21 protein-coding genes and 1 pseudogene are annotated in these 25,598 nt (G+C 41.2%); 18 read left to right on the top strand and 4 right to left on the bottom strand.

Annotated features, from left to right (window positions below; genetic code table 11):
• Positions 1-527 precede the first annotated feature (527 nt).
• The 11 genes and pseudogenes from BV375_RS04750 to BV375_RS38620 all read left to right on the top strand — a co-directional run bounded on the left by BV375_RS04750 (position 528) and on the right by BV375_RS38620 (position 9,261).
• A complete protein-coding gene (locus tag BV375_RS04750) occupies positions 528-4,514 on the top strand; it encodes a magnesium chelatase subunit H (RefSeq protein WP_086757807.1) in 3,987 nt (1,328 codons plus the stop codon).
• A 107-nt stretch (positions 4,515-4,621) separates the two neighbouring features.
• The gene (locus BV375_RS04745; RefSeq protein WP_086757805.1) at positions 4,622-5,041 is read left to right on the top strand and encodes a XisH family protein; all 420 of its coding nucleotides are present in this window, start codon (positions 4,622-4,624) and stop codon (positions 5,039-5,041) included.
• Positions 5,029-5,364, top strand: a complete 336-nt coding sequence (locus BV375_RS04740; protein ID WP_086757803.1) for a XisI protein — start codon at positions 5,029-5,031, stop codon at positions 5,362-5,364. The genes BV375_RS04745 and BV375_RS04740 overlap by 13 nt, the downstream gene beginning before the upstream one ends.
• A gap of 325 nt (positions 5,365-5,689) precedes the next feature.
• Positions 5,690-6,469, top strand: a complete 780-nt coding sequence (locus BV375_RS04735) for a hypothetical protein (RefSeq protein ID WP_086757801.1) — start codon at positions 5,690-5,692, stop codon at positions 6,467-6,469.
• A 201-nt stretch (positions 6,470-6,670) separates the two neighbouring features.
• Positions 6,671-7,045, top strand: a pseudogene (locus BV375_RS04730) (papain fold toxin domain-containing protein).
• Positions 7,046-7,057: 12 nt separating this feature from the next.
• Entirely contained in the window at positions 7,058-7,459 is a 402-nt protein-coding gene (locus BV375_RS04725) for a hypothetical protein (RefSeq protein WP_086757798.1), read from the top strand.
• A 2-nt stretch (positions 7,460-7,461) separates the two neighbouring features.
• Positions 7,462-7,605 carry a hypothetical protein gene (locus BV375_RS36530; RefSeq protein ID WP_166507370.1) on the top strand — a complete coding sequence of 48 codons (144 nt, stop codon included), beginning with the start codon at positions 7,462-7,464 and terminating at the stop codon, positions 7,603-7,605.
• A gap of 109 nt (positions 7,606-7,714) precedes the next feature.
• The gene (locus BV375_RS04720; RefSeq protein ID WP_086757796.1) at positions 7,715-7,939 is read left to right on the top strand and encodes an addiction module protein; all 225 of its coding nucleotides are present in this window, start codon (positions 7,715-7,717) and stop codon (positions 7,937-7,939) included.
• A complete protein-coding gene (locus BV375_RS04715) occupies positions 7,936-8,232 on the top strand; it encodes a type II toxin-antitoxin system RelE/ParE family toxin (protein ID WP_086757794.1) in 297 nt (98 codons plus the stop codon). The genes BV375_RS04720 and BV375_RS04715 overlap by 4 nt, the downstream gene beginning before the upstream one ends.
• Positions 8,233-8,541: 309 nt before the next feature.
• Positions 8,542-9,117: a Uma2 family endonuclease gene (locus tag BV375_RS04710; RefSeq protein WP_086757791.1), complete on the top strand. Its 576-nt coding sequence runs from the start codon at positions 8,542-8,544 to the stop codon at positions 9,115-9,117.
• 18 nt (positions 9,118-9,135) lie between these two features.
• Entirely contained in the window at positions 9,136-9,261 is a 126-nt protein-coding gene (locus tag BV375_RS38620) for a hypothetical protein (RefSeq protein ID WP_279432899.1), read from the top strand.
• 149 nt (positions 9,262-9,410) lie between these two features.
• Here the strand turns inward: BV375_RS38620 and BV375_RS04705 are convergent, their stop codons facing one another.
• The gene (locus BV375_RS04705) at positions 9,411-14,618 is read right to left on the bottom strand and encodes a malectin domain-containing carbohydrate-binding protein (RefSeq protein WP_086757788.1); all 5,208 of its coding nucleotides are present in this window, start codon (positions 14,616-14,618) and stop codon (positions 9,411-9,413) included.
• A 671-nt stretch (positions 14,619-15,289) separates the two neighbouring features.
• Here BV375_RS04705 and BV375_RS04700 point away from each other — a divergent pair.
• The 4 genes from BV375_RS04700 (at position 15,290) to recQ (ending at position 20,127) form a co-directional block, all read left to right on the top strand.
• Positions 15,290-16,525 carry an LL-diaminopimelate aminotransferase gene (locus BV375_RS04700; RefSeq protein ID WP_086757785.1) on the top strand — a complete coding sequence of 412 codons (1,236 nt, stop codon included), beginning with the start codon at positions 15,290-15,292 and terminating at the stop codon, positions 16,523-16,525.
• 205 nt (positions 16,526-16,730) lie between these two features.
• Positions 16,731-17,102, top strand: coding sequence for a hypothetical protein (locus tag BV375_RS04695; protein ID WP_086757839.1), 372 nt, complete (start codon positions 16,731-16,733; stop codon positions 17,100-17,102).
• A gap of 64 nt (positions 17,103-17,166) precedes the next feature.
• On the top strand, positions 17,167-17,805 hold the full coding sequence (locus BV375_RS04690; RefSeq protein WP_086757782.1) for a histidine phosphatase family protein: 639 nt from the start codon (positions 17,167-17,169) through the stop codon (positions 17,803-17,805).
• 159 nt (positions 17,806-17,964) lie between these two features.
• A complete protein-coding gene (gene recQ, locus BV375_RS04685) occupies positions 17,965-20,127 on the top strand; it encodes a DNA helicase RecQ (protein ID WP_086757780.1) in 2,163 nt (720 codons plus the stop codon).
• A gap of 813 nt (positions 20,128-20,940) precedes the next feature.
• Here the strand turns inward: recQ and BV375_RS35760 are convergent.
• The gene (locus BV375_RS35760) at positions 20,941-21,174 is read right to left on the bottom strand and encodes a hypothetical protein (protein WP_143841991.1); all 234 of its coding nucleotides are present in this window, start codon (positions 21,172-21,174) and stop codon (positions 20,941-20,943) included.
• 568 nt (positions 21,175-21,742) lie between these two features.
• On the opposite strand from BV375_RS35760, the gene BV375_RS36525 reads away from it, so the two are divergent.
• From BV375_RS36525 to BV375_RS04670, 3 genes are all read left to right on the top strand, one after another.
• Positions 21,743-21,919, top strand: coding sequence for a hypothetical protein (locus BV375_RS36525; protein WP_166507369.1), 177 nt, complete (start codon positions 21,743-21,745; stop codon positions 21,917-21,919).
• A gap of 201 nt (positions 21,920-22,120) precedes the next feature.
• Positions 22,121-24,097 (top strand): long-chain fatty acid--CoA ligase, encoded by a 1,977-nt coding sequence (locus BV375_RS04675; RefSeq protein WP_086757776.1) that lies wholly within the window; start codon positions 22,121-22,123, stop codon positions 24,095-24,097.
• A gap of 40 nt (positions 24,098-24,137) precedes the next feature.
• A complete protein-coding gene (locus BV375_RS04670; protein WP_086688317.1) occupies positions 24,138-24,590 on the top strand; it encodes a YlqD family protein in 453 nt (150 codons plus the stop codon).
• A gap of 169 nt (positions 24,591-24,759) precedes the next feature.
• Here the strand turns inward: BV375_RS04670 and BV375_RS04665 are convergent, their stop codons facing one another.
• Both BV375_RS04665 and BV375_RS04660 read right to left on the bottom strand, forming a co-directional pair.
• Positions 24,760-25,320 (bottom strand): hypothetical protein, encoded by a 561-nt coding sequence (locus BV375_RS04665; protein WP_086757773.1) that lies wholly within the window; start codon positions 25,318-25,320, stop codon positions 24,760-24,762.
• A gap of 17 nt (positions 25,321-25,337) precedes the next feature.
• Positions 25,338-25,547, bottom strand: coding sequence for a hypothetical protein (locus tag BV375_RS04660; RefSeq protein ID WP_086757770.1), 210 nt, complete (start codon positions 25,545-25,547; stop codon positions 25,338-25,340).
• Positions 25,548-25,598: the final 51 nt, after the last annotated feature.

The following is a 25,598-nucleotide window of genomic DNA, read 5'->3' as shown; positions in this document are numbered from 1 at the left end:
AACCTGATGGGTTACAAAAATGCTTTTCTTAAAATTGGCTATTTATGCTTTAACAGAAAATTAAGATTTAAATCCTCGGACAAAATCTTTAATCTAAAGTTTTTAGCAATTTTCAGGTTGAATTTCCAGAAAAATGAGAAATTTATATTGGAGATGTTGCCTATAGCCTATTCTCAGCAGAAATGCTAAATTAGCTTGTATTAAAAATGACTACTTTAAATAGTATTAATTTGTACCAAAACCCAAATAGCTAAGATATTTATTTGGGTAATTAGGTTTGCGATCTGGTATTTATTTATATTTTTTAACATTCAGTGTAGCAAATACTTGCATATAAAATCAATATCTGCAAAGAAATATGTCATTATGTTTATCGATTTGTGTCAGTTAGACGAGAAAATGACTATTTGGTAAGCGTTTTCTGATAAAAAAAATTCATATTGCTAAAAATAAATCGAAGTTACAAGCGGCAGGTTCAGCCGTGATGAACTTCTAGTAGAGAACGCGCATCAAAGGAGCCTATCTGCATGTTCACCCACGTCAAGTCCACCATCAGACATATTGCGCCTGATAATTTACGCGGACGTAATTTAATCAAGGTGGTCTATGTCGTGCTTGAGTCCCAGTACCAGAGTGCATTGTCGCAAGCTGTTCGCACCATTAACTCTAACCATCCCAACCTTGCGATTGAAATCAGCGGGTACTTAATTGAGGAACTCCGAGATTCAGAGAACTACGAGGAGTTCAAACGGGATATCGAGACTGCCAATATATTTATTGCTTCACTGATTTTCATCGAAGACTTAGCACAGAAAGTCGTAGCCGCAGTAGAGCCATACCGCGATCGCTTAGATGTAGCTGTTGTGTTCCCCTCAATGCCAGAAGTTATGCGCCTTAACAAAATGGGCAGCTTTTCTTTGGCACAGTTGGGTCAATCCAAGAGTGCGATCGCTCAATTCATGCGGAAGCGCAAGGAAAAATCCGGTGCTGGCTTCCAAGATGGAATGCTGAAACTGTTGCGGACTCTGCCACAGGTGCTGAAGTTTCTGCCAATGGACAAAGCACAGGATGCCCGAAATTTCATGCTCAGTTTTCAGTATTGGCTAGGAGGTTCACCAGAAAATCTGGAAAACTTCTTGCTGATGCTGACTGATAAATATGTATTAAAAGGTGTAGAAAAACAAAATCTTGCATCTACTACATATCAAGCGCCAGTGGTATATCCCGATTTGGGGATTTGGCATCCTTTAGCCCCCAGTATGTTTGAGGATGTCAGAGAGTATCTCAATTGGTACACAACCCGTAAGGATATCCCTAGCGATCTCAAAGACCCCTTGGCTCCCTGTGTTGGGTTGGTATTGCAACGCACTCACCTAGTTACAGGCGATGACGCCCACTATGTGGCAATCGTGCAGGAGTTGGAATCGCTAGGGGCCAGAGTACTACCAGTATTTGCTGGTGGTTTGGATTTCTCCAAGCCTGTAGATGCTTACTTCTACGAACCAACTAATAAAACGCCGCTAGTGGATGCGGTAATTTCCCTGACTGGGTTTGCCTTGGTGGGTGGGCCAGCTAGACAAGATCATCCCAAAGCAATCGACGCACTCAAGCGCTTAAATCGCCCGTACATGGTGGCATTGCCCTTAGTATTCCAAACCACAGAAGAGTGGATGGATAGCGATTTGGGGTTACATCCAATTCAAGTAGCTTTGCAAATTGCCATACCGGAATTGGATGGAGCAATTGAGCCGATCATTTTATCAGGTAGAGATGGTGCTACAGGCAAAGCGATCGCTCTCCAAGACCGTGTGGAAGCTGTAGCAAAACGTGCATTAAAGTGGGCTAATCTCCGCCGCAAACCCAAGCTGAATAAGAAAGTTGCAATTACAGTTTTCAGCTTCCCCCCTGATAAAGGGAATGTGGGTACTGCTGCTTACTTAGATGTGTTCGGTTCCATTTACGAGGTGATGAAAGCCCTCAAGAATAACGGCTACGACTTACCGGAATTACCAGAATCAGCCGAGGCGTTGATGCAAGAAGTCATCCATGACGCCCAAGCACAGTACGCTAGCCCAGAACTTAACATCGCCTATAAAATGTCGGTGCCAGAATATGAAGCACTGACACCTTACTCCCAACGTTTAGAAGAAAACTGGGGCCCACCTCCCGGACATCTCAACAGCGATGGACAAAACCTGCTGATTTACGGCAAACATTTCGGTAATGTATTTATCGGTGTTCAGCCTACCTTTGGTTACGAAGGCGACCCAATGCGGTTGTTATTCTCCCGTTCTGCTAGCCCTCACCACGGTTTTGCTGCCTACTACACTTACCTAGAGCAAGTTTGGGAAGCTGATGCTGTACTGCACTTTGGTACTCACGGTTCCCTAGAATTTATGCCAGGTAAGCAGATGGGGATGTCTGGTGATTGTTATCCAGACCAACTAATTGGCACAATTCCTAATCTGTATTACTACGCAGCGAATAACCCCAGCGAAGCGACAATTGCCAAGCGCCGCAGTTATGCAGAGACAATTTCTTACCTGACACCGCCCGCAGAGAATGCTGGTTTATACAAGGGTTTGAAAGAACTCAGCGAGTTGATTGCTTCTTACCAAACCCTGAAAGATACTGGACGTGGTATCCCCATTGTCAACTCCATCATGGATAAATGCCGGATGGTGAACCTGGACAAAGATATTAACTTGCCAGAAACCGATGCTAAGGATATGGACGCTGAAGAGCGAGATAATATCGTTGGCAACGTCTACCGCAAGTTGATGGAAATTGAATCTCGGTTGTTGCCTTGTGGATTGCATATCATTGGTAAACCACCGACAGCAGAAGAAGCGATCGCAACTCTCGTTAACATTGCTAGCTTAGATCGTCAAGAAGAAGAAATTCTCAGCTTACCCCGAATTATCGCCAACAGCATTGGGCGTAACATTGACGATATTTACCAAAATAATGACCGAGGCATTTTAGAAGATGTCCAGCTATTGCAAGACATCACCTTAGCCACCCGTGGTGCAGTTAGTGCCTTGGTAAAAGAGCAAACCGACGCAGAAGGACGAGTTTCCCTCGTTTCCAAGCTCAATTTCTTTAACATGGGTAAAAAAGAACCTTGGATAGAATCATTGCACAAAGCAGGCTTTACCAAAGTTGATACCGCCGCCCTCAAACCATTATTTGAGTATTTGGAATTCTGCTTACAACAAGTTTGTGCAGATAACGAACTCGGAGGATTACTCCAAGGCTTAGAAGGTGAGTACATCCTACCTGGCCCCGGTGGCGATCCCATCCGCAACCCGGATGTATTACCTACAGGTAAGAACATCCACGCCCTCGATCCTCAATCCATCCCCACAACTGCGGCTGTACAATCAGCCAAAATCGTTGTGGATCGGTTGTTGGCAAGAAACAAAGCCGAAAACGACGGCAAATGGCCAGAAACCATCGCCTGTGTGCTTTGGGGAACTGATAACATCAAAACCTACGGGGAATCACTGGCACAAATCATGTGGATGGTGGGTGTACGCCCAGTTCCCGATGCCTTGGGAAGAGTGAACAAGTTAGAATTGATACCCTTAGAAGAGTTGGGCAGACCGAGAATTGACGTTGTAATCAACTGTTCTGGAGTATTCCGCGACTTGTTCATCAACCAAATGAACCTGCTAGATCAAGCAGTGAAGATGGCGGCGGAGATAGACGAACCCTTAGAAATGAACTTTGTGCGCAAACACGCTTTGCAACAAGCAGAGGAAATGGGTATTAACCTGCGTCAAGCAGCAACCCGCGTCTTCTCCAATGCATCTGGTTCCTACTCGTCAAATATCAACTTGGCGGTAGAAAACAGCACTTGGGACAGCGAAGCCGAGTTACAAGAAATGTACCTGAAGCGGAAATCCTTCGCCTTCAACTCCGATAACCCCGGAATCATGGACGAATCCCGGCAGATTTTTGAAAGCACTTTGAAAACTGCTGATGCGACATTCCAAAACCTCGATTCTTCCGAGATTAGCTTGACAGACGTTTCCCACTACTTCGACTCAGATCCTACCAAGCTGGTAGCAAGTCTGCGGGGTGATGGTAAAACACCAGCATCTTACATTGCAGATACCACCACAGCTAATGCCCAAGTGCGGACATTATCAGAAACCGTGCGCTTAGATGCTCGTACTAAATTATTAAATCCCAAATGGTACGAGGGAATGCTATCTCACGGTTACGAAGGTGTGCGCGAACTCTCTAAGCGATTGGTAAATACAATGGGTTGGAGTGCGACAGCCGGCGCTGTGGATAACTGGATTTACGAAGATACCAACGAAACCTTCATCAAAGATGAAGAAATGCAGAAGCGGTTGATGAACCTTAATCCTCATTCTTTCCGCAAAGTTGTATCAACTTTATTGGAAGTGAATGGACGCGGTTATTGGGAGACTAGCGAGGAGAATTTAAATCGTCTGCGCGAGTTGTACCAAGAAGTTGAAGACCGGATTGAAGGGATAGAATAGTCATCAAAATAGAGGCGTTCTTGAGTACGCCTCTATTTTCCCAACTGTGTTTACAGATGACAAAGAATACAACGGCATAAAAATTAGAAATATAATTATAGATATGTATGCCTGCTAAAGATGTTTTTCATGAAGTTGTCAAAACAGCTTTACAGAAAGACGGTTGGCAAATTACTAATGATCCACTCACAATTAGCGTGGGAGGAGTTAATCTTTCTATTGATTTAGCCGCAGAAAAGCTGATCGCCGCAGAACGCCAAGGACAAAAAATAGCAGTCGAAATCAAAAGTTTTTTACAGAAGTCCTCTGCTATCTCAGAATTTCATACAGCATTAGGACAGTTTATTAATTATCGAGGTGCATTGAGAAGGGTACAACCAGAGCGTGTTTTATATTTAGCCGTACCTTTAACAACTTACAATACATTTTTTCAGCTTGATTTTCCCAAAGATATGATAGCAGAAAATAAAGTTAAGATGCTGATTTATGATGTAGAGCGAGAGGTGATTTTCCAATGGATAAATTAACTCGGTATCGCCAGCTTGTACAAGAAATATTACACGACCATAGCGAGCAAAAACCAGCTTACGGAAATATAGAAGTTGAGACAATTTTTGATACAGAACGTGACCATTATCAAATAGTTCATGTAGGCTGGGAAGCTCAAAACTGGGTACATAGTTGCATCATCCATATTGATATTAAAAATGGAAAGATTTGGCTTCAGTGGAATGCTACAGAAGATGATATTGCTGCTAATTTAGTAGCTGCGGGGGTTCCCAAGGAAGATATTGTATTAGGGTTCCAGTCTCCTTTTATGAGACAGTTTACAGACTATGCAGTGAGTTAGGAAATGCTGTGAGAATATCACAGTAAGACTTAATGAATCTTAACCCCATTTTTTCCGTAAAATGGTATAAACATTAGAAGTGAATGGAAGCGGTTATTGGGAACCTAGCAAAAGCAATTTGGAATTGTTACGCGAGTTGTACCAAGAAGTGCAAGGACGGATTGAGGGTATTGAGTCGTCTCTAACATAAAAGGGTAGGCCTTTTGTCTACTCTGGTGATTCTTAGTTTATTGTTAGATTTCATTGCGTTAAAAACAATCTACAAGTTACTGAAAGATAAAAACTTACAATTTAACACTCAGTTTAATAAACTTAAATAATAATTATGAATAAGCAGCGTAATTATATTAATGAAATTTTAGCAAAAAAAGGTCGTGTGCCACCTGAAACCAACCGATGGGAATTGGTTTCAGGAAGGCTAAACGAAATAAGTTCGATTCGTTATGTAGTAGATTTTCTAGAAGATATAGAGCGTTGGTCTTTCTCGGGATTAGAGGAATGTGAAGGTTACGATGAGTGGATAAAACAATCTTATGAAAAAGTACAATACTCAAGCGGAATGAGAAAGGAGCTATTGCGATATATCCCTATAGATTGTGTAGCTTGTATAGAGGGTTACTTCCGTCAAGTATATGCTAATTTAATTGATTATGGTTCTAATTATAAAAAAAATGCAGGCAAGTTAAAAGACATTAAACTGAGTATTGAAGAGGTAATAAACCTCGACCTTAAATCAGTTTCAATTGGAGAATTTATAGCGCATCTCTTACCTACAAAAAATCTAGAAACAATAAACGAAAACATTAGTATTTTAACAAATAAAAATTTTTTAGAGGAATTGTATTTAACAAGAACAAAAATCAAACCTACACATATTATTAAATATGATGAAGTAAATCAAGTAGGTGTAGTTAATATAGATGATAAACTTCATCAAGAAATGAAGAAGAGTGTTAATAAAATTTTTGAGCTAAGGCATAAATTTTGCCATGAAATTGATCCAATATTCTCCGAAGATGAAGATTCTATAGTAGAGTATTCGCAAGGAGTTATAGAATTTTTATGGCTTTCTGAAAAATTTTTTCAGGAATTACTATCTTTATAAAGTAAAGTCACATTATATGCTTACCCGTGTACTTAATTTACTTGAAATACTCTGTAAATGGTGCAATTGTACTGCTCTTCCACAATAGGCGATGTCTAACGACAAGCCGCTACGCGTCTACGCTTTGTTTTTGAGGTTTTCTGTAAGGCGATCGCCTTAGTGATAAAATAATCACTCACAGTTAAGTTTCTAGGAAAAATTTTGGCTATTAGTATTGAGCAAATCCACCAAATTCAAGAAATAATTAAAAAATACAAAAATCTTGAATGTGTCGAATGTGCTCAGGCTATCCAAGATTAATTGATATCGCAAGGAATCCCAGGAAAGCGGATAAAGCTTTATACAGGTTCAGCAATAGGACGTAATAGTTATATTTATGATGATAGTTTGCTAGGAGATGCAATTTCTCTTAACGGTCGTCATCAAGGTATTGCCATTATAATAAATGAAGTGGAGATAATTTTTGATAATCACCATCCTGATGGACTCACCAGAGAGCAATGGCTAGGTAATTTACAATTTTATAATAAATTATATTCCGGTCAGCAGTTTCAAATAACAGAAGAAAATTTTTAATTATTAAAGATTATGCTAGACAATAACCATACGATTACTATCATTCATAAAGAATATCTCTATGAAATGTTAGAGAAAATCAAACAAAATCCGGGAATTTTTTTAGGTAAATACTCAATTACTCGGCTGAGAGCTTTTTTAGATGGATACATGAGTTCTAGAGAAGATTTAGGATTACCGCCAACTCAACAAGAGATTGAATTTAATCAATTTCAAGATTGGATACAAAAAAGATTTAAGATTACCTCTTCGCATGGATGGGATAGTATTATTCTTTTCTATTCTGCGGATGAAAGAGACGCGTTAAATAACTTTTTTGAATTATTTGAGCAATTCCGTAATGGTGAAAGTTCTACGAGAGAAGAAATTAATCAAGAACAAGTTATAGAAAGTAAGCATTCATTAATACCTTAGTAGTGCGATCGCTTCCTGAAGTCTACTCCACAACAAGCGATCGCACTACTCTTCCACAACAGGCGATGTCTAACCACAAGCCCCTGCGCATCTACGCCTTATTTTTGAGTTTGTCAGCAAGGCGATCGCTCACGGGCTTGTTGTGAAGTTTTTAGGCTAGCATTGACAATTGCAGTGTTCAATTTGATAGACAAAATCTTCTCCGTTATATTTGAGGTGTACCAGTCGCTTAATTTTTACTCCAAATTAATCAGCATGGATATCACAGCTACTTTGAATGAAATTGCAACTCTGAGTGTTGAAGATAGAATTCGTCTTGTGCAGGCAATTTGGGATGGCATCGCAGCCGAGCAAGTTTACCCTGATTTAACGGATGCACAGAAGCAAGAGCTTGATCGTCGAATTGCTGATTATGATTCAAATCCAGATAATGTGCTGACTTGGGAGGAAATCAAAGCGTCAATTAAGGGACAGCAATGAATTATGTCCTGGTCTTTCGCCCAGAGGTTCGAGAAGAACTCAATGAAGCGTACAGTTGGTATGAGAGCCAGAAACTGGGTCTGGGTGATGAGTTTTTGGAATGTGTAGACGAGACTGTGAATCGAATTTCCCAGATGCCAGAATCCTATGCAGTCGCATACCGTGATATTCGACGAGCAATAGTACGACGATTTCCTTATGCTGTGTACTATCGAATTGTTTCGAGTCGAGTGATTGTCACGGCAATTTTTCATGGTCGCAGAGATCCAAAATCGTGGCAGACGCGAACCTAAGACTACAATGCAGTAACAGGCGATCGCACTAGGGCAGATTTTGGGCGTGTGGGGTGCGATCGCTTTATGTTTGAGGTTTTCTGCAAAGCGATATCTACGATGGGCTATGCCTACGCACTACTCTTCCGCAACAAGCGATCGCTTTCATTATATTTCCTTGCGTATTTTATCTTTTAGGTATTGTGCGATCGCTTCAGCTACACTACATCTTCTTCAAATTGATAAGCATTGTAGAAAGTGCGATCGCTTGTCGTGCCATCATAGAATTAACTATTCCAGTTAGCCAATTATTATTTTATTTGGGTGATAATGGATGCTCTAACTCTCAATTTAAGCCCAGTTATTCAACTTACAGATGAGCAATTCTTTCAGATCTGTCAGATAAACGAACTAATCAGATTTGAGCGTAATACTGATAGAACATTGCTATTAATGCCTCTTTTAGGAGGTTTAACTAGTAACCGCAATGCCAATATCACTACTCAACTTTGGTTGTGGAATCGTGATGAATCGCTAGGTATTGCTTTTAGTTCTTCTACTGGTTTTACTTTACCAAATGGAGCAGTTCGTTCTCCTGATGCATCTTGGTTAAAGAGCGATAAATGGGATGCACTTACTCAGGAACAAAAAGAAAGATTTGCTCCAGTATGTCCTGATTTTGTAGTGGAATTACGTTCTGCTAGTGATTGTTTGCAAAGGCTACAGAACAAAATGCAAGAGTATCTAAATAACGGTTCTAGATTGGGCTGGTTAATTGATTTAGAAACTCAACGAGTTGAAATATATCGCCACAATCAAGATGTTGAAGTACTGCAATCTCCTGCTAGTTTATCAGGAGAAGATATACTACCTGGATTTGTGCTTAATCTTGTAGACATCTGGTAAATTTGATGAAAATAGAAAGTGCGATCGCACTTTAAGGGTGTAATTTTGGGTGTGTGCAGTGCCTTAGCAGAGCTTACCGCAGGTATCGCTCACTTTTCCACAACAGGCGATCATCTTAGTAATCAGATAATTACTCACGGTTGAGTTTATTGCAATTACAACAAAATTATTTCAAATTTAGGAAAAAAGGGGCACAAAATTTTTGTACCCCTACTCTGCATAATTAGTAATCTAAAACTGCCAGATTACAACTGTCACTTCATCGAAATCTAACTACTATCATGCTGACCTGGTTAAACGAAAGTGGCATAACCAGGCAATGGTAAGTAGGCACCTTCGATTGTTGAAGATTGACCATGACTGCTAACAATCACATCAAGTAGGTTATTGGGATTTGGGTTGCTAAAGCTTGGTAGGATACCTTTAATTCTTTGTCCTGTAACTTCGGTAAGAGTTGCAGCTTTACCGCCGATAATTACTTGGGTATCTGCTAAAGTACCAAAGTTCTTACCACCAATAACGAAGGTATTTTTACCAGCATCATTATTTGCTGGTGCCCTCCAGGGGAAGATATCGTAAGCAGTGACACCTATTGCTGCTGCATCGTTAGGAGTTGCGACTGTAACTCTACTATCAGCATAATCAATACCAACGATCGCACCCCCAGGGCCAGTCACTACATCCAGACCATCTGTAACTCCAGTGTAGGTATTAGTTTTTGTTACTTTTGAGCCATCTGGCGATAGGGTGAAGTCATAGAGTTGTTGATTCCATTTCTGGGCGAGTAAATGCCCTCGCAGTTGACCTGCAAATGTTGTTGCGCGATACTCATCAATGCCATCGGTTGATGACTCTGAAGTCGCTAGTGGCGCTGTATATACCCCAGGAATACTAGCTTCAGATGTTCCATGATAAACATTCTGGCGAGTATCAGTACGTCCGCGATTACGATTGGGATGACCATAGTATTGACCTTGTTTGATCAGGTTGAGCTCATCTTTGTCACCATAAGTGGGTTGTTGAGTTGTTGCTGAGGTAGAGACATCCCCAAAGCCTGGGTTTGGCCCATTGTCTGTTGAATAAAGTAATCCTTTTGTGGTGAAGACAGAATCGTAAGGATTACGAAGTCCAGCAGCGTAGACAGACACATCAACACCAGGTTGTACAGTTGCCTTATCTCCAAATTTCTGACTTGTAGCTGGGTCAAAGGTTATTCCACTTGGTGGTTTAAAATCAGATGGCAGAGAATATTTAATCTTGCCATTAAAGCCAGGTTTGGAAATCTCAGCTTTGAGGATGGCAGCTGAAAGAGGAGATTCTGGAATACCACCTATATTGTCATTGGTAATACCTGCATTAGTATTTCCACCAATACCAATATATAAATCGCCATTATTATCAAAGGACATACCATTAACACCGTGGTCATGGTTGGAAGTAGGTAGTCCTGTAATCAGAGAGGTTCTCTGTGAGAAATTCGCTCCTTGGAGAATTGAAATTTCACCTGTATAAGCAGAAAGCTCAGTGTCTGGAAAAGCTCCACCACCATTGCCATAGAGCTTAGTATGGGCAACGTAGATACTTGGTGAATCAGAGGTATCATAAGGGTTAAAGGCGATACCTAAGATATCACTGTTAGATAAATTCTTGATTGTGTTGATGATTTGGGTATTAGTAACATTGTAGTTTTGATCAAAGCTGTAAGCTCTGATTTCACCATCATAAGAAGCTACATACAGTCTGCCGTCTGGACCCCAAGCTCCTGTAGTAGGGTTATGACCAGATAAGGTTGCTACAGTTTTCTGGGTAAAGCTGACAGCAACAATATCATTATCTGTGATGTTGACGGCAACCTGTGGAGTGCTGAGATTGTTGTAATTACTATCTGTGCTGGTAACAGTATGAGTGATGTTGACTGTTTGAGCACCCTCTGCCAAAGTATCGTCAACAGCATTGACAGTTACTGTTTGGGCAACATTCCAGTTAGTTGGAGTGAAGGTGAAGCTAGTCTTGTTTGTGGTAATTTGGTTAGCAGCACTAGTTGCCAGTTTAACTGTGACATCAGCTGTGGGTTTAGTATTGAGAACTAACGAGTAATTATCACTAGCACCACCCTCAGTAACTGCGGTATTACCCCCTGTTTGCTGCAAAATTACTTGTGGCGCTGTCAGTGGTACGATTTCAATCCCTGAGATGGTAGCGTTATCAACACTGGCATCTAAATTAATATTGAGTACGCCATCACTCACATTCTGAGTTGGTACAGATAGAACTAGGGCAGAGTTATTACCTGTAAAGAAAGCATTTTTTGATAGTTCAAAGATATCGACATTAGAAAACGCTTTCTCACCTTCCAGAGAGACATCAAATACCCGTTTGTTGAAATCAGTCCAGTAATTTTCAGAAAAGTGGAGATTTACAGTATAGTTGCCGTTTGCTACCGGAATCTGGTAAGCCAGGTTTTTGGCAAAGCGATCGCTTTGGTAGATAACGTCATCTTCAGTCTTACCGATTGGTGCAGTTGTGTTGTAGACACTACTGGTTCCTACAAAGTAGTTATCAGCTTGCCATACTTGACCCTTAGTATCGGTGTAAGTTTTAGTTGCACCTGTATCAATCCGGATGGCTCCGACTGTGGGTGTACCGCTGTCATTATCGGTAATTGTGACTCCAACGTTGGGAGTGCTGAGGTTGTTGTATTTGCTATCTGTACTGCTAACGGTATGAGTAATATTGACTGTTTGCGTTCCCTCAACAGCAGTATCATCAACGGCTGCGACACTAACAGTTTGCGCTGTATTCCAGTTAGTCGGGGTGAAGGTGAGGGTAGTCTTATCAAAACTTAGTTGACTACCAGGCGCTGCCAATGTAATGGTGACATTCGCTGTTGGTTGGGAACCGAGAACTAACGAGTAACTATCAGTAGTACCACCTTCTGTAACCGCAGTGTTGCCACCAGTCTGTTGCACAATCACCTGTGCAGTAGGAGTTGTGCTGACGGGAATTATTTCAATTGCTGCAATTTTGGCATTGTTAGTGCTGGCTAAGAAATCTAAATTCAGCGTGCCATCATTAACCTTGACGTTGAAGGCTTTATCTAAAGCAGTGTTGCTTCCCGCTTGGGCAAAAATATCTAGGTTACTAAGAACTGACTGATTTTCTGCATTGACACTAAAAACCCGTTGTCCGGCAGCAGTAAAGTAAATTTCTGCAAACTTGAGGTTAACTGTGTAGTCACCGTTCGTGACTGGGATCGCATAGGAAAGGTTTTTGAGGTAACGTTCTGTTTGATAAAGCGGGTCATCTACAGTATTGGCGATCGCTGCTGTTGTCGAGTAGGTACTACCATTAATAAAGTATTGATCTGCACTCCAGAGATTACCTTGACTATCAGTGTAAGCCTTAGTCGCACCTGCATCAATGCGAATCGCTTTTCCTGTGGGTATCGGTGCAGTGTCGTTATCGGTAATAGTAACCGCAACATTTCCAACAGCGAGGTTATTGTATTTGCTATCTGTACTGCTAACGGTATGAGCAATATTGACTGTTTGTGTTCCCTCAACAGCAGTATCATCAACGGCTGTGACTGTGACTACTTGTGCTGTATTCCAGTTTGTCGGAGTGAAGGTGAGGGTGGTTTTATCAAAACTTAGTTGATTACCAGGCGCTGCCAAGCTAATTGTGACATTCGCTTTTGGTTGGGAACTAAGAGCTAACGAGTAACTATCAGTAGCTCCACCTTCTGTCACCGCCGTGTTACCACCAGTCTGTTGCACAATCACCTGTGCAGTAGGAGTTGTGCTAACGGGAATTATTTCAATTGCTGCAATTTTGGCATTGTTAGTGCTGGCTAAAAAATCCAAATTCAGCGTGCCATCATTAACCTTGACATTGAAGGACTTATCCAAAGCAGTGTTGTTGCTTCCGGCTTGGGCAAAAATATCTAGGTTACTGATAACTGACTGATTTTCTGCATCGACACTAAAAACCCGTTGTCCGCTACCAGTAAAGTAAATTTCTGCAAACTTGAGGTTAACTGTGTAGTCACCGTTCGTGACTGGTATTGCATAGGAAAGGTTTTTGAGGTAACGTTCTGTTTGATACAGTGGGTCATCGGTTGTGTTGGCGATCGCCGCTGTTGTGGAGTAAACATTACCGCCGATAAAGTATTGATCTGCACTCCACAGATTACCTAGACTATCGGTGTAAGACTTAGTTGCGCCTGCGTCAATACGAATTGTTGCCATAGGTGTTGGTGTTGGTGTAGTGTCGTTGTCGGTAACTGTCACCGCAATAGCGGGGACAGCAAGATTGTCGTACTGGTTATCTGTACTGTTAACGGTGTGAGTAATATTGACTGTCTGATTTCCCTGGACGATAGCATCGTCAACAGCATTGATACTCACTGTTTGCGTTTGATTCCAGTTACTAGGGGTGAAGGTTAGGGTGGTCTTATCTAGATTTAGTCGGCTAGTATTTGTTACCAGGCTAATCGTGACGTTGCTTGTAGGTTGGGAATTGAGAACCAACGAGTAACTATCAGTAGCGCCACCTTCTGTAACCGCAGTGTTACCCCCTGTCTGTTGCACAACTACCTGTGCAGTAGGTGTAGCGTTAGGGTTATACTCTAAAACCTGCACAGGAGAAGGAGAACTAGTCGTACCATCAGCATTTTTAATTGCTGCAACGATATGGTTTAGTCCACCATTTGTATGAGAACGGGTGAGGGTTACAGGAACATCGACATAACCTTGTGACCCAATAGTGGCAGACAGTTCATTAACAGCGATAACTGAATTAGCTTCATAAGGATCGATATCAAAGCCACCATTAGCGATGAATAAGCCCGCTTCTAAAACTAGCAAGCTGACTGAAGCACCTGGAGTCCCGCTAACTCTCACTGTTTGGTTGGCTGTAGAGACAGTTGTCGGCGCAGAGGAAGCTAAATCTAGAACTTGAATTGTTGGCGGAGATGGTGCGTTTGCTTGAAGAACAATTTGTGAGCCACCCACACTGTTGGGAATTCTATAAGTCTGCGCTGTATAACTAGTAGTGTCAGAAAAATCAACTGTAACCTTGGAACCTAATAATTCCAGTCCAGACACACTACCTGACTCGTTGGGACCTGGAGATTGTGTACCTTTAATACTTGTTGGATCGTTATCTACAGAAAAGGTAAAAGTTTTACCTGAATCGAAACTATTAAAGGTTATTTCTAATGCATCAAAGCCGCCATCATGTGCCTTGAGAAATTGATAGGAAGCAAAGCCTGTTCCACCCTCACTATCTACTGTAAAATTCTTCGCTACAACATCTCCAGCTACTCCATCAGGATCAAAAACCAAGTCTTTTAGAATACTAGAACTGATGTCAATCAGTACTTTTGTTATTTTCTGCCCTGTAGTCGAATCATTAGTAATTTTAAAAGAGCCTGGATTATAAGTACTTGTATTGATGTTACTAGAACCTGGATTAATAATAAAAGAAGCCTTAGCAACCATATTTTTTTATATTTACGAATAATCGCTTACTTAATTTCACTGAAATATGTATTTTACACAAGAGCTTTTGTAAACTTTTGATATTTTTTCTTTAAACCTTAAATTAAGAATTTCTAGCTTTATATAAATGAAATATTTATAAATTTTTCATGAAGAGATATAAGAAATTTTTGGCTATTGTTTGAAATTTATATAAGAAAATTTTAAATATTTGATGAAGTTTTCTTTGGTAAAGTTGATTTTGGATGAGCAATTAAATTACTCTAAAATCCAACAGGAGTTTTTTGACAATTCTGTGGCAATTTACTAATTGTATAAATCGCCAGATAATACCTAATCCCTAGACTATTTCTCGACCGGGAAGATGAACATTAAGCTGCTCACCTAATAGGAGAAAGTCCAACACATATAGTTTATTTAGCTAAGAATCGTTGTCAGAACAAACACAGACTTACACCAGTCTTGAGGACGATGTCTGCAACAAATCCTATGGGTGACGCTCGTTAACGGCAGTCGCCTCAAGTCGGCGGAGCTGCCCACGGCGCAGGCTCCTTTATGCCAGAGAACCCGTCCACGGCGTCTACACTATTTTTTCAGAAGACATCAGCACGGAATGCGATCGCGCCTGTCAATTACAGTAAGCTGTGTGAGGGCGTTTTTCACAATCTACTATGGCAACGATTAACGACAACTACCTCAAGCTGAAAGCAGGTTATTTGTTTCCGGAAATTGCGCGACGGGTAAATGCTTTTGCTGAAAGCAATCCTGATGCTAAGATCATCCGCCTGGGTATTGGCGATGTTACAGAACCTCTGCCAGAGGCTTGTCGCACAGCGATGATTAAAGCTGTAGAAGAAATGGGCGATCGCGCTACCTTCAAAGGCTATGGCCCAGAACAAGGTTATGCTTGGTTACGGGAAAAAATTGCTGCCCAAGATTTTCAAGCACGGGGGGCTGAGATAGACGCCTCGGAAATTTTTATCTCTGACGGTTCCAAGTGCGATACTGGCAATATTCTGGAAATTTTTGGACATGACAACGCGATCGCCGTTACAGACCCGGTTTATCCTGTCTACGTAGACACTAACGTGATGGCAGGGAATACAGGCAACGCTAACGATAAAGGCGAGTTTGCAGGCTTAGTCTATTTACCCATTACCGCAGAGAACAACTTTACCGCAGAGATTCCTGCTCAAAAAGTTGATTTAATTTATCTTTGCTTCCCCAATAACCCCACCGGTGCAACTGCGAGCAAAGAACATCTCAAGGCATGGGTAGACTATGCTAAAGCTAATGGCTCGATCATATTCTTTGATGCCGCCTACGAAGCTTACATCACCGATCCGGAAATTCCTCACTCTATATATGAGATAGAAGGTGCCAGAGAAGTTGCGATCGAGTTTCGTTCTTTCTCGAAGAATGCAGGTTTTACAGGAACCCGCTGCGCTTTAACCGTCGTACCCAAAACGCTGACAGCCAAAGCGGCTGATGGTTCCGATGTAGAACTGTGGAAACTTTGGAATCGCCGCCAATCTACCAAGTTTAATGGTGTTTCTTACATCGTGCAGCGCGGTGCAGAGGCAGTTTACTCTGAACAAGGACAGGCGCAAATCAAAGCACTAGTTAGTTTCTATTTAGAAAACGCCAAAATTATTCGTGAGAAATTAACAGCCGCAGGATTAGCAGTTTATGGCGGCGTGAATGCACCTTACGTCTGGGTGAAAACTCCCAATGGTTTATCGAGCTGGGAATTCTTCGATAAGCTACTGCAAAATGTCAACGTGGTGGGAACTCCTGGTTCTGGTTTTGGTGCTGCTGGTGAAGGTTACTTCCGCATTTCGGCATTTAATAGTCGAGAGAATGTAGAAGAAGCAATGCATCGAATTACAACCCGCTTGTCTTTGTAGGCTATGGCAAGATCGCATATTAGTAGCTCATCGCCAGCATATGCGATCGCCTGCCGATCTTTGCCACTTTTAAGCTCTGATTTAGCGACAAGTCTATTGATAGAGTTAAGTTAGCGATCGCAAGCTTGGTCTTTCAAAGTTGTAATATTTACGTTCTCTGACATGAGAATACCCTTAAATGGAATATAAGTACTGGAAAAATCTCATGGCAGACCTGAATGGTACTTGGCTAGGAACGTACTGGCAACAAGGAGTCCCTAGCCGCTTTGAAGCAGTCTTTGTTCAAAGTGGCAATGCTCTAAGTGGCTCTATTTTGGATGACAATTATTTAGGAGAAGCCCAAATCAGTGGGGAGGTTAATGGGCGTAGTATTAGTTTTACCAAGCGCTATTTAATTACCTCACCCGCTCCCATTAAATACATTGGCACCCTCTCAGAAAATGAGGACTATATACAGGGACAGTGGAACATTGGTCGTCACCACTTTGGGCCTTGGGAAGCTCGTCGCAGTGGGGAAAATCTGATGGCTGAACTAAAAGCTCGTATCCAACAACAGATCCCCCAAAAGGCTGGATAAACAATTTATGAAAAACTTTGTTACCATGCCCAAGACCCTATTTTTTTAATAGAGGGAAACTATCTTGAGCCTAACTCTTTATTTCCTCCGCCACGGACAAACAGGATGCAGCCTTAAAAATGCCTTTTGCGGTTCGATAGATTCAGAACTTACTCCAGAGGGTTTGGAAATGGCGAAAGCGTTTGCAGATGCATACACTTCTACCCCCTGGAGAGCAGTTTTTTGCAGTCCTATGCAGCGAACTGTGGCGACAGCAGCACCCCTTTGTGCAGCGTTAGAGATCCAACCAGAACTGCGGCAAGGGTTGAAGGAAATTAATTATGGTAAGTGGGAAGGAAAATCGCCAGAAATCATCAGCCAAGAATATCATGATGATTATCTGCGTTGGTCAGCCGATCCGGCATGGTATGCTCCAACAGGTGGAGAAATGGCAGTGACAATAGCTTATCGTGCCATGCAGGTAATTGAAGAAATCAAGCAGCTTTACACTAGTGGCAATATTTTAGTAGTTTCTCATAAAGCAACCATCAGAATTATCTTGTGCAGTCTATTAGGTATTGATGTAGGACGCTTCCGCTATCGAATTGGCTGCCCAGTTGCTTCTGTCAGTGTTGTAGAATTTACTTCTCACGGCCCGCTCTTGCGGTCTATGGCAGACCGTACACATTTGAACGAACGGTTACGAAATCTACCTGGAACTTGAGATTCATATTACTCCTCATCCTCATGTCTTTCTCAAGAAGCGATCGCTGTTATTTGCGATGAGTGCAATTAGATCGTTGCTACTTCAATCAGGGAGATTGTTAAAATCCTGTTATCCTCATAACTACTCACGCAGAAGGCTCCAAAAAAAGCGATCGCTATGCTTCAGTATCCCAATCTCGAACAAGCGCTGAAATATCACTTCGGTTACGACCGATTCCGCCCTGGACAACGGCAAATTATCGAAGATGCGCTGCAAAATCGAGATTTGCTGGTGGTGATGCCTACAGGTGGCGGTAAATCTTTGTGCTTTCAGTTACCAGCGCTGTTAAAGAAAGGTTTAACGGTGGTAGTGTCGCCACTGATTGCTTTGATGCAAGACCAGGTAGAAGGACTGCGAAACAATAATATTAGCGCCACATTCCTCAATAGTAGTTTGAATGCGTATAAGGTGCGATCGCGGGAAGAAGCCATCCTCAACGGTAGAGTTAAATTACTTTACGTCGCCCCAGAACGTCTTCTTAGTGAAAGATTTCTTCCGTTTCTAGATTTAGTAAATCACCAAATCGGTATTTCAACCTTTGCCATTGATGAAGCGCACTGTGTCTCTGAGTGGGGACATGACTTCCGCCCAGAATACCGCCAGTTAAGATCTGTGCGTAAACGTTATCCGAATGTTCCTACTGTTGCGCTTACCGCCACAGCAACCGATCGCGTTCGTAGTGATATCATCCAACAGCTAGGGTTAAAGCAACCTAGTATCCATGTTGCTAGCTTCAATCGCCAAAACCTTTATTATGAAGTTCGTTCTAAAACGAAATATGCTTACGCTGAGTTATTAGAATTAATTCGAGAAACAGAAGGTTCAGTAATTATTTATTGTTTAACTCGTAAAAAAGTTGAGGAACTTACCTTTAAACTGCAAAATGATAAAATTGCTGCCTTATCTTATCATGCCGGATTACCTGACGAAGAACGCAGCCAGAATCAAACGCGGTTTATTCGGGATGATGTGCGCGTCATGGTAGCAACCATTGCCTTTGGTATGGGGATTAATAAACCAGATGTGAGGCTGGTAGTTCACTTTGATATTCCCCGGAATTTAGAGAGTTACTATCAGGAATCAGGTAGAGCAGGTAGAGATGGTGAACCATCGCGCTGTACAATCTTTTTCAGCTTTGGTGATATTAAAACAATTGAATGGAGTATTGACCAAAAAACCGATCCGCAAGAGCAGTTGATTGCCAAGCAACAATTACGGCAAATGATAGACTATGCCGAAGGTACAGATTGTCGGCGCACGATTCAACTAGGTTATTTTGGGGAACGGTTTGCTGGGAACTGTGGTAACTGTGATAATTGCCGTCATCCCAAACCAATGCAAGATTGGACAATTGAAGCCATGAAGTTCTTATCTTGTGTGGCGCGTTGTAAAGAAAGATTTGGGATGCTACATATTATTGATGTGTTGCGAGGAGCAAAAAACCAGAAAATTACCCAAAACGAACACGACAAGCTTTCTACTTACGGTATTGGTAAAGATAGAAGTGTTGATGAGTGGCGAATGTTGGGGCGATCGCTTTTACATCAAGGCTTATTAGAACAAACCAGCGATGGTTATTCAGTATTGAAACTTAACGCCTTGAGTTGGGAAGTCATGCAGCGACAGCGCACAGTTAACCTAGCTGTACCTGTGGTACAAAAGATTACCTGGGAAGAGGGTAGTGAAAAAGCTGCTGAAGTGGAAATGCTCATGCAAAGGTTGCGATCGCTTCGCAAACAATTAGCAGATGAACAGTCTGTACCACCTTACGTTGTTTTTCAAGATTCTACCTTGAAATTAATGGCTCAGGTACAACCAAAAAACCTCACTGAATTTGCGAAACTTTCTGGCGTAGGTAGCCACAAACTTGCGCAATATGGTGAGAAGTTCCTCGCAGAAATTCGCGCCTATCGTCAAGAACAAGGTGTAATAGATCCGCAGGATAATTCCAAACCTATTGTCAGCCTTGGTTTACCTTCCAACACTGAATTATTAACATTACAATTACATCAACAAGGTTTTAGCGTTGACGAAATTGCTCAAAAAAGAAATGTTCGCTCTACTACAATTATCAATCACCTTACAGATTTAATTGAGAAAAATCAGCCTGTAGATTTAAATCAGTTGGTTCCTTTAGAAAGACAGAAAAAAATCTGGCAAGTTTTAGAAGTGCTAGGTGATATTTCTCTAACTCCAATTCGGGAGCAACTTGGTGAAGGTTATAGCTATGATGAAATTCGCTTAGTTAGGGGAAAGTGGCGGCGCGAAAATCGCAAGTAGCAAAGCCAAGAAGATAACTTTTCACATTCCCTAAGCTAAAATTGTTTCGGTAAATATGAAGTTGGGTGTGTTATCGCTTTAGCGTAACGCACCGCATTTGAATTTTTAACATCCTTGGAAATATTCTTACTCACCTACCTAACTCAGACAAAGTAATTAATCATGGCTAATTGGCGATCGCGCAAATTACGAGATTCGTAAGTTCGCGTTGAGAGAGAAGGATTAAGGTATTAGTTCGGTTTTTCCACTTGCGTTCATTTTCCCTCAATGCAATCGCTTTCCGAAAGCTAGCTGGATTGCACTCTCATCAAGATAATATTCTAGTATTTAGTGCAGGTTGGTGAAAACAACTATGCATTTATGAAAAACGTCAAAACTTTTGCTTTCTACCTCATTGCACTAGTCAAAACGCACCTATACACAACTAGTCTGTATTAGGAAAAACTAGGTATTTCAGAACTAGATTCTGATGCCGTTATGGGAGTTGGAGATGAAGCAGCTTTTTTGGTTTTGGGTGTCAAAATCATAGATAGCAGCTTGGGAAATGCAAGGCAGGCAACAGTATTGATGAGCGTTAATAATATACAATCTATGAAACTCATAGATTATCGCCTCCTTAATTGACACTTTATGGTTCTATTTCTTATTTTGAATCAAAATCTGTACTTTCAACTACATTTACAATTTTGGATTTCTTCTAATTGATATAAGCTAAGTAAATATATTGATTTTAACTGCTTACTATAGAGAATCTACTAGGTAAGCTAGCTACAGATTTAAAGTAGCGTTTATAGCGATTCCCACGTTGGTGAGTTACAGCAAGAAAGAATTAACCGCCGATAAATGAGGATGGACGCAGCGAAAAGTTGAGCCAGTGCGTTGCGGTGAATCCAGCCCTGTTCGGCGAAGCCGTTCCCGAAGGGTAGGCGGGTTTCCCGCCGTAGGGGACTGGTGAACCCGGAGGGAGGTTCCCTCCGTTGTAGCAACTGGCGTCGGGTTCCCTGGCTTAAAGCAACTGGCGTTGCGCGTCCGGGTTTCCCGGCGCAAAACTTTTCAAGCTAGATGAATGCAGACAAATTTGTACCTCAGTAGATTAGGAAATGCTATAAGGTAAATAGACAACTTAAAAGCAACTTTTGGTGTTGTATTGAAAACTTTACCGTCTTTCAAGTAAAAGTTACAGATAGAATAAACCTGAATCTAAACCTCAATCCTTGATTAGTAAACAACTATTTTTTACTAATTATCAAATTTAGTTCATTTATTGACAATAAACGAATTATTAATATCTGAGTTTATTATAATTTTGTTGAATATATATTGGAAATTCTATATAGAAATCAGATTTGAATATTGAAAAATTTACGTTTATTTGAAAAATAAAGTAAGAATTATATTAATGTTTTAATATTGACTTTTTAAAATAAAATTTTAAAAGGATAGGAATGCAGCTGCGTATTCTTTTCCTGCTCCAAAACTTCTTCTTGAAATTTTCAACTCAATCCTGCTACCCTCAAATAATTGTTAATTTGGCGTACACCTAGCACAAAAGTGAGGACGGAATCGACAGAATGGGCTGCCTGTCAGTGGGTGAGCAGTACAATAAGGAAAGGTAGTGATTGGGACTCTAGCTTTTTGCGAACTTGAAGCTTTAGCTAATGGTTCAGTAGGTTTGGGTTTAGGTGAGAGAATGATAGATAGAAGCTTGGGAAATGCCAGACAAGCAACAGTATTGATCAACGTTAGTAATGCGGCATCCTTTAAAACCACAGGTAATCACCCCCCTGTATAAATAGGTGGTCACTATTGTTAGCTGTCTGCAAAGTATATGCAATTGCAAGCACATCCATTGCTTTTCAACTATATAAATTAAGATTATCATAAATTTTTGTAAATGGAAGCGTGAGTTTTCCGAAAATGCTATACCAGAAGGCATTGTGTATATTGAAGGCATTTATCAAAAAGTAGCCATTTACTATTTAGGTGATGTGTTATGTCAAAAACCAAATCCGCATCTATTTATTTAGCTAATATCAGCGAGCGAGAACACTTAGCATTAAAGCGTTTAGCTGATTATACAAATTTGAATTCATTGCCAGAAATTTGGCCATTAGCAGCAAAGTTATTTAATAATACCGTTGCTCTACACAATCCCCATGCCCAACCAGAGGTAGTGATTAATTACACCCAATTAGCAGAGCAAATTCAAAAATTTGCTGCTGGTTTACAGGCATTAGGAGTCAAGGCAGGCGATCGCATTTCCTTAATTGCCGATAATAGTCCCAGGTGGTTTATTGCCGATCAAGGGATAATGACGGCTGGAGCCGTTGATGCGGTGCGTAGCTCCCAAGCAGAAAAGGAAGAATTACTATTTATTGTGGCTAACAGTGGCAGCACGGCACTAGTAGTTGAAGATTTAAAGACGCTGAAGAAACTGCAAGACAGGCTCAAGGATTTACCTGTGCAACTGGTAATCTTGCTTTCACAAGAAGCAGCACCAACAGAGGAAAGCCTGAAAGTACTGAATTTTTCACAATTGATCGAAATTGGCTCTAACCATTCTCTAGAACCAGTTGAACAAAACTACGATACTTTAGCAACGCTTATTTATACTTCGGGTACTACAGGTAAACCCAAGGGTGTAATGCTGTCTCATGGCAATTTAATTCACCAAATAACAACTATGGGGACAGTAGTACAACCTAAAGTAGGTGATATTGCCCTGAGTATTCTTCCTAGTTGGCACAGCTATGAAAGGACAGTGGAGTACTTTTTACTATCTCAAGGTTGCACACAGGTTTACACTAATTTGCGGTCTGTTAAACGGGATTTGAAAGAAATTAAACCACATTATATGGTGGCTGTACCCCGCTTATGGGAATCAATTTATGAAGGAGCACAAAAGCAGTTTCGCGAACAACCAGCTAATAAACAACGTTTAATTAACTTTTTACTAAGCAATAGCGATCGCTATATTAAAGCACAGCGAATTGCCGAGGGACTGAGTTTAGAACATCTTGATTCTTCAGCGATGGAGCGATTATCCGCAAGATTACTCGCTTCTAGTTTGTTTCCTATCCATGCCTTAGGAGAAAAACTGGTGTATGCTAAAGTCCGAGAAGCCACGGGAGGACGAATCAAGCATGTAATTAGCGGTGGTGGCGCACTTCCTAAACACATCGATAGCTTTTTTGAAATTATTGGTGTAGAAATTTTGCAAGGCTACGGCTTAACAGAAACTTCTCCTGTAACTAATGTGCGCCGTCCTTGGCACAATGTGCGCGGTTCATCTGGCCCGACACTACCTGCTACAGAAATTAAAATTGTAGATCCAGAGACTCGCAAACCTCTGCCAGTTGGGGAGCGAGGCTTGGTGTTGTTGCGGGGTCCACAAATTATGCAAGGCTATTACCAAAATCCAGAAGCGACAGCGAAAGCGATTGATGCTGAAGGTTGGTTTGATAGCGGCGATTTGGGTTGGCTGACACCTCAAAATGACTTAGTGCTGACTGGCAGAGCCAAGGATACAATTGTATTAACTAACGGCGAAAATATCGAGCCGCAGCCGATAGAAGATGCCTGTTTGCGATCGCCCTACATCGATCAGATTATGCTTGTTGGTCAGGACCAGCGAAGCCTTGGCGCTTTGATTGTCCCCAATATCGAAGCTTTAGAAAAATGGGCAGAAACTCAAAACCTCAACTTGAGTACACCAGGTGACAATCTTACCGCCTCACCCAGTCAAAAAATTGACATGGAGAGTAAAATAATCCAGGAATTATATCGGAAAGAATTGAATCGGGAAGTGCAAAATCGTCCAGGCTATCGAGTCGATGACCGCATTGGTCCATTCAAACTTATTCCCGAGCCGTTTTCCATTGAAAATGGCTTGATGACCCAAACACTAAAAATCCGGCGTCATGTCGTTGCAGAACGCTATCGCGATATCATTAACGCCATGTTTGCCTGATAATTCCACTGACCAAAATATAGAGTGAACGTGAAACTGTATGGATGTCTCCAAATCTCAACAATTGCTTTTGAAACGGATCGTTAATGTCAAAGTCATTGTTACTCCTCTGTGGAAAGAGGAAATACAACAGCAACTGCAAGCCCAGATCAATCAAACCGATCAGCAATTACAACAACTAGACATCGAAGGACAAAGAGCGATCACTGCGATTCAAAAGCAGAGTCTGCAACCACCAGGGCCCCAAACTCTCCAACAGATTGATAATATTCAACTTCAAGTTAATCAAAAGAAAAGCGAACTGCTAGAGCAAAAAAATCAATTCCTGCAAAATCTCCAGCAAGTACAGTTTCTTGAGTTAGATCAGGAAGTCAACCAATTCCAAATGGAAGGTTTTTTCCGCATAGAAACAGGTGATAACCTAATCAGTAAAACTCAGGTTGAAATTGTTTTGCGCGATGGCATTGTAGAAGAAATTCGTGGCGATATCTAAAAATCTGTCATTTTTTCTTTGTTCATTGTTTTTGTTCTACTGACCAAAAACCAATGAATTATACAAAGGTATCTACTGACGTTACTTAGCACTCTTGTTTCTAATCCATGCCACTTGCGAAAATTGGGAAAACTGCATGTGGTGTGGATTTTTCAACCCAACCGTATTTTTAAGACGAATGTCTAGCTTTGAATTCCTCATAAGGGGGTTTACAGCTTAGGATTAAATTCTTTTTGGGCCGATTTTCAGTACCACATTTTGCTTGGGAGCCAGCCCAGATAATTTGCCATACAGGCGGTGAGCTAATTAACAGCGATCGCCCAAAAGTGGTCATTTCAACTCGATATTTAACTGCACCAACTAAACGATCATTCTGCTGAATTTGCGTAATCGTTACCAAAGCCTGATTGCGTTGCGGATAAACTACCTCTACCTTACGTGTTCCTGTCTCTGAGGCGGTATCATCAAAAGCACTTAAGGCGAGAGTAGCAGGATCGCTACCTTGGAGAGTAGAGTTAATACTTTCAAGCGGTATAGTTTTATAGTGGCTACGCTCTGGATAAGTTTCAATATCCTGAGATATCTGAGTTGCTGCTACCTGCTGTGCTTGCCCATTTCTAGTCTCAAGGCTTTGTGCAGATGGCTGGTGTTGAGTCAGATAAACTCCCGCGCCAGCAGTGGCAAACATACTTATTATCACAATCAAGAACAATTTCCACTTTACTGCCATAAAATTAAACAAAAATTTTAAACAAGTAAATGATCAATTTTGAATTTTAAATTGAAGCTTAACCGCTGAGCCTCTACCTTCTGGTTATCAGCAGCCTTTATATTTTGGTGAGTGATTATACGGAAAATAAAGATAGATAACAAACTCATTTGATTGATGAACAACTCGCTGCGGCTATTGGCTGTTAACTCATACTCAGCGATCGCAATTGCATCGTAAGGAAGCATTGAGAATTGCTATACACATAGACATTCATCTCGTCTTTAGGTTCCTGAGAT

It is taken from the genome of Nostoc sp. 106C (genome assembly GCF_002154725.1).
GTDB lineage: Bacteria > Cyanobacteriota > Cyanobacteriia > Cyanobacteriales > Nostocaceae > Aulosira.
The sequence above is the reverse complement of the archived record's forward strand: the minus strand, read 5'-3'. Positions and strand labels throughout refer to the sequence as shown.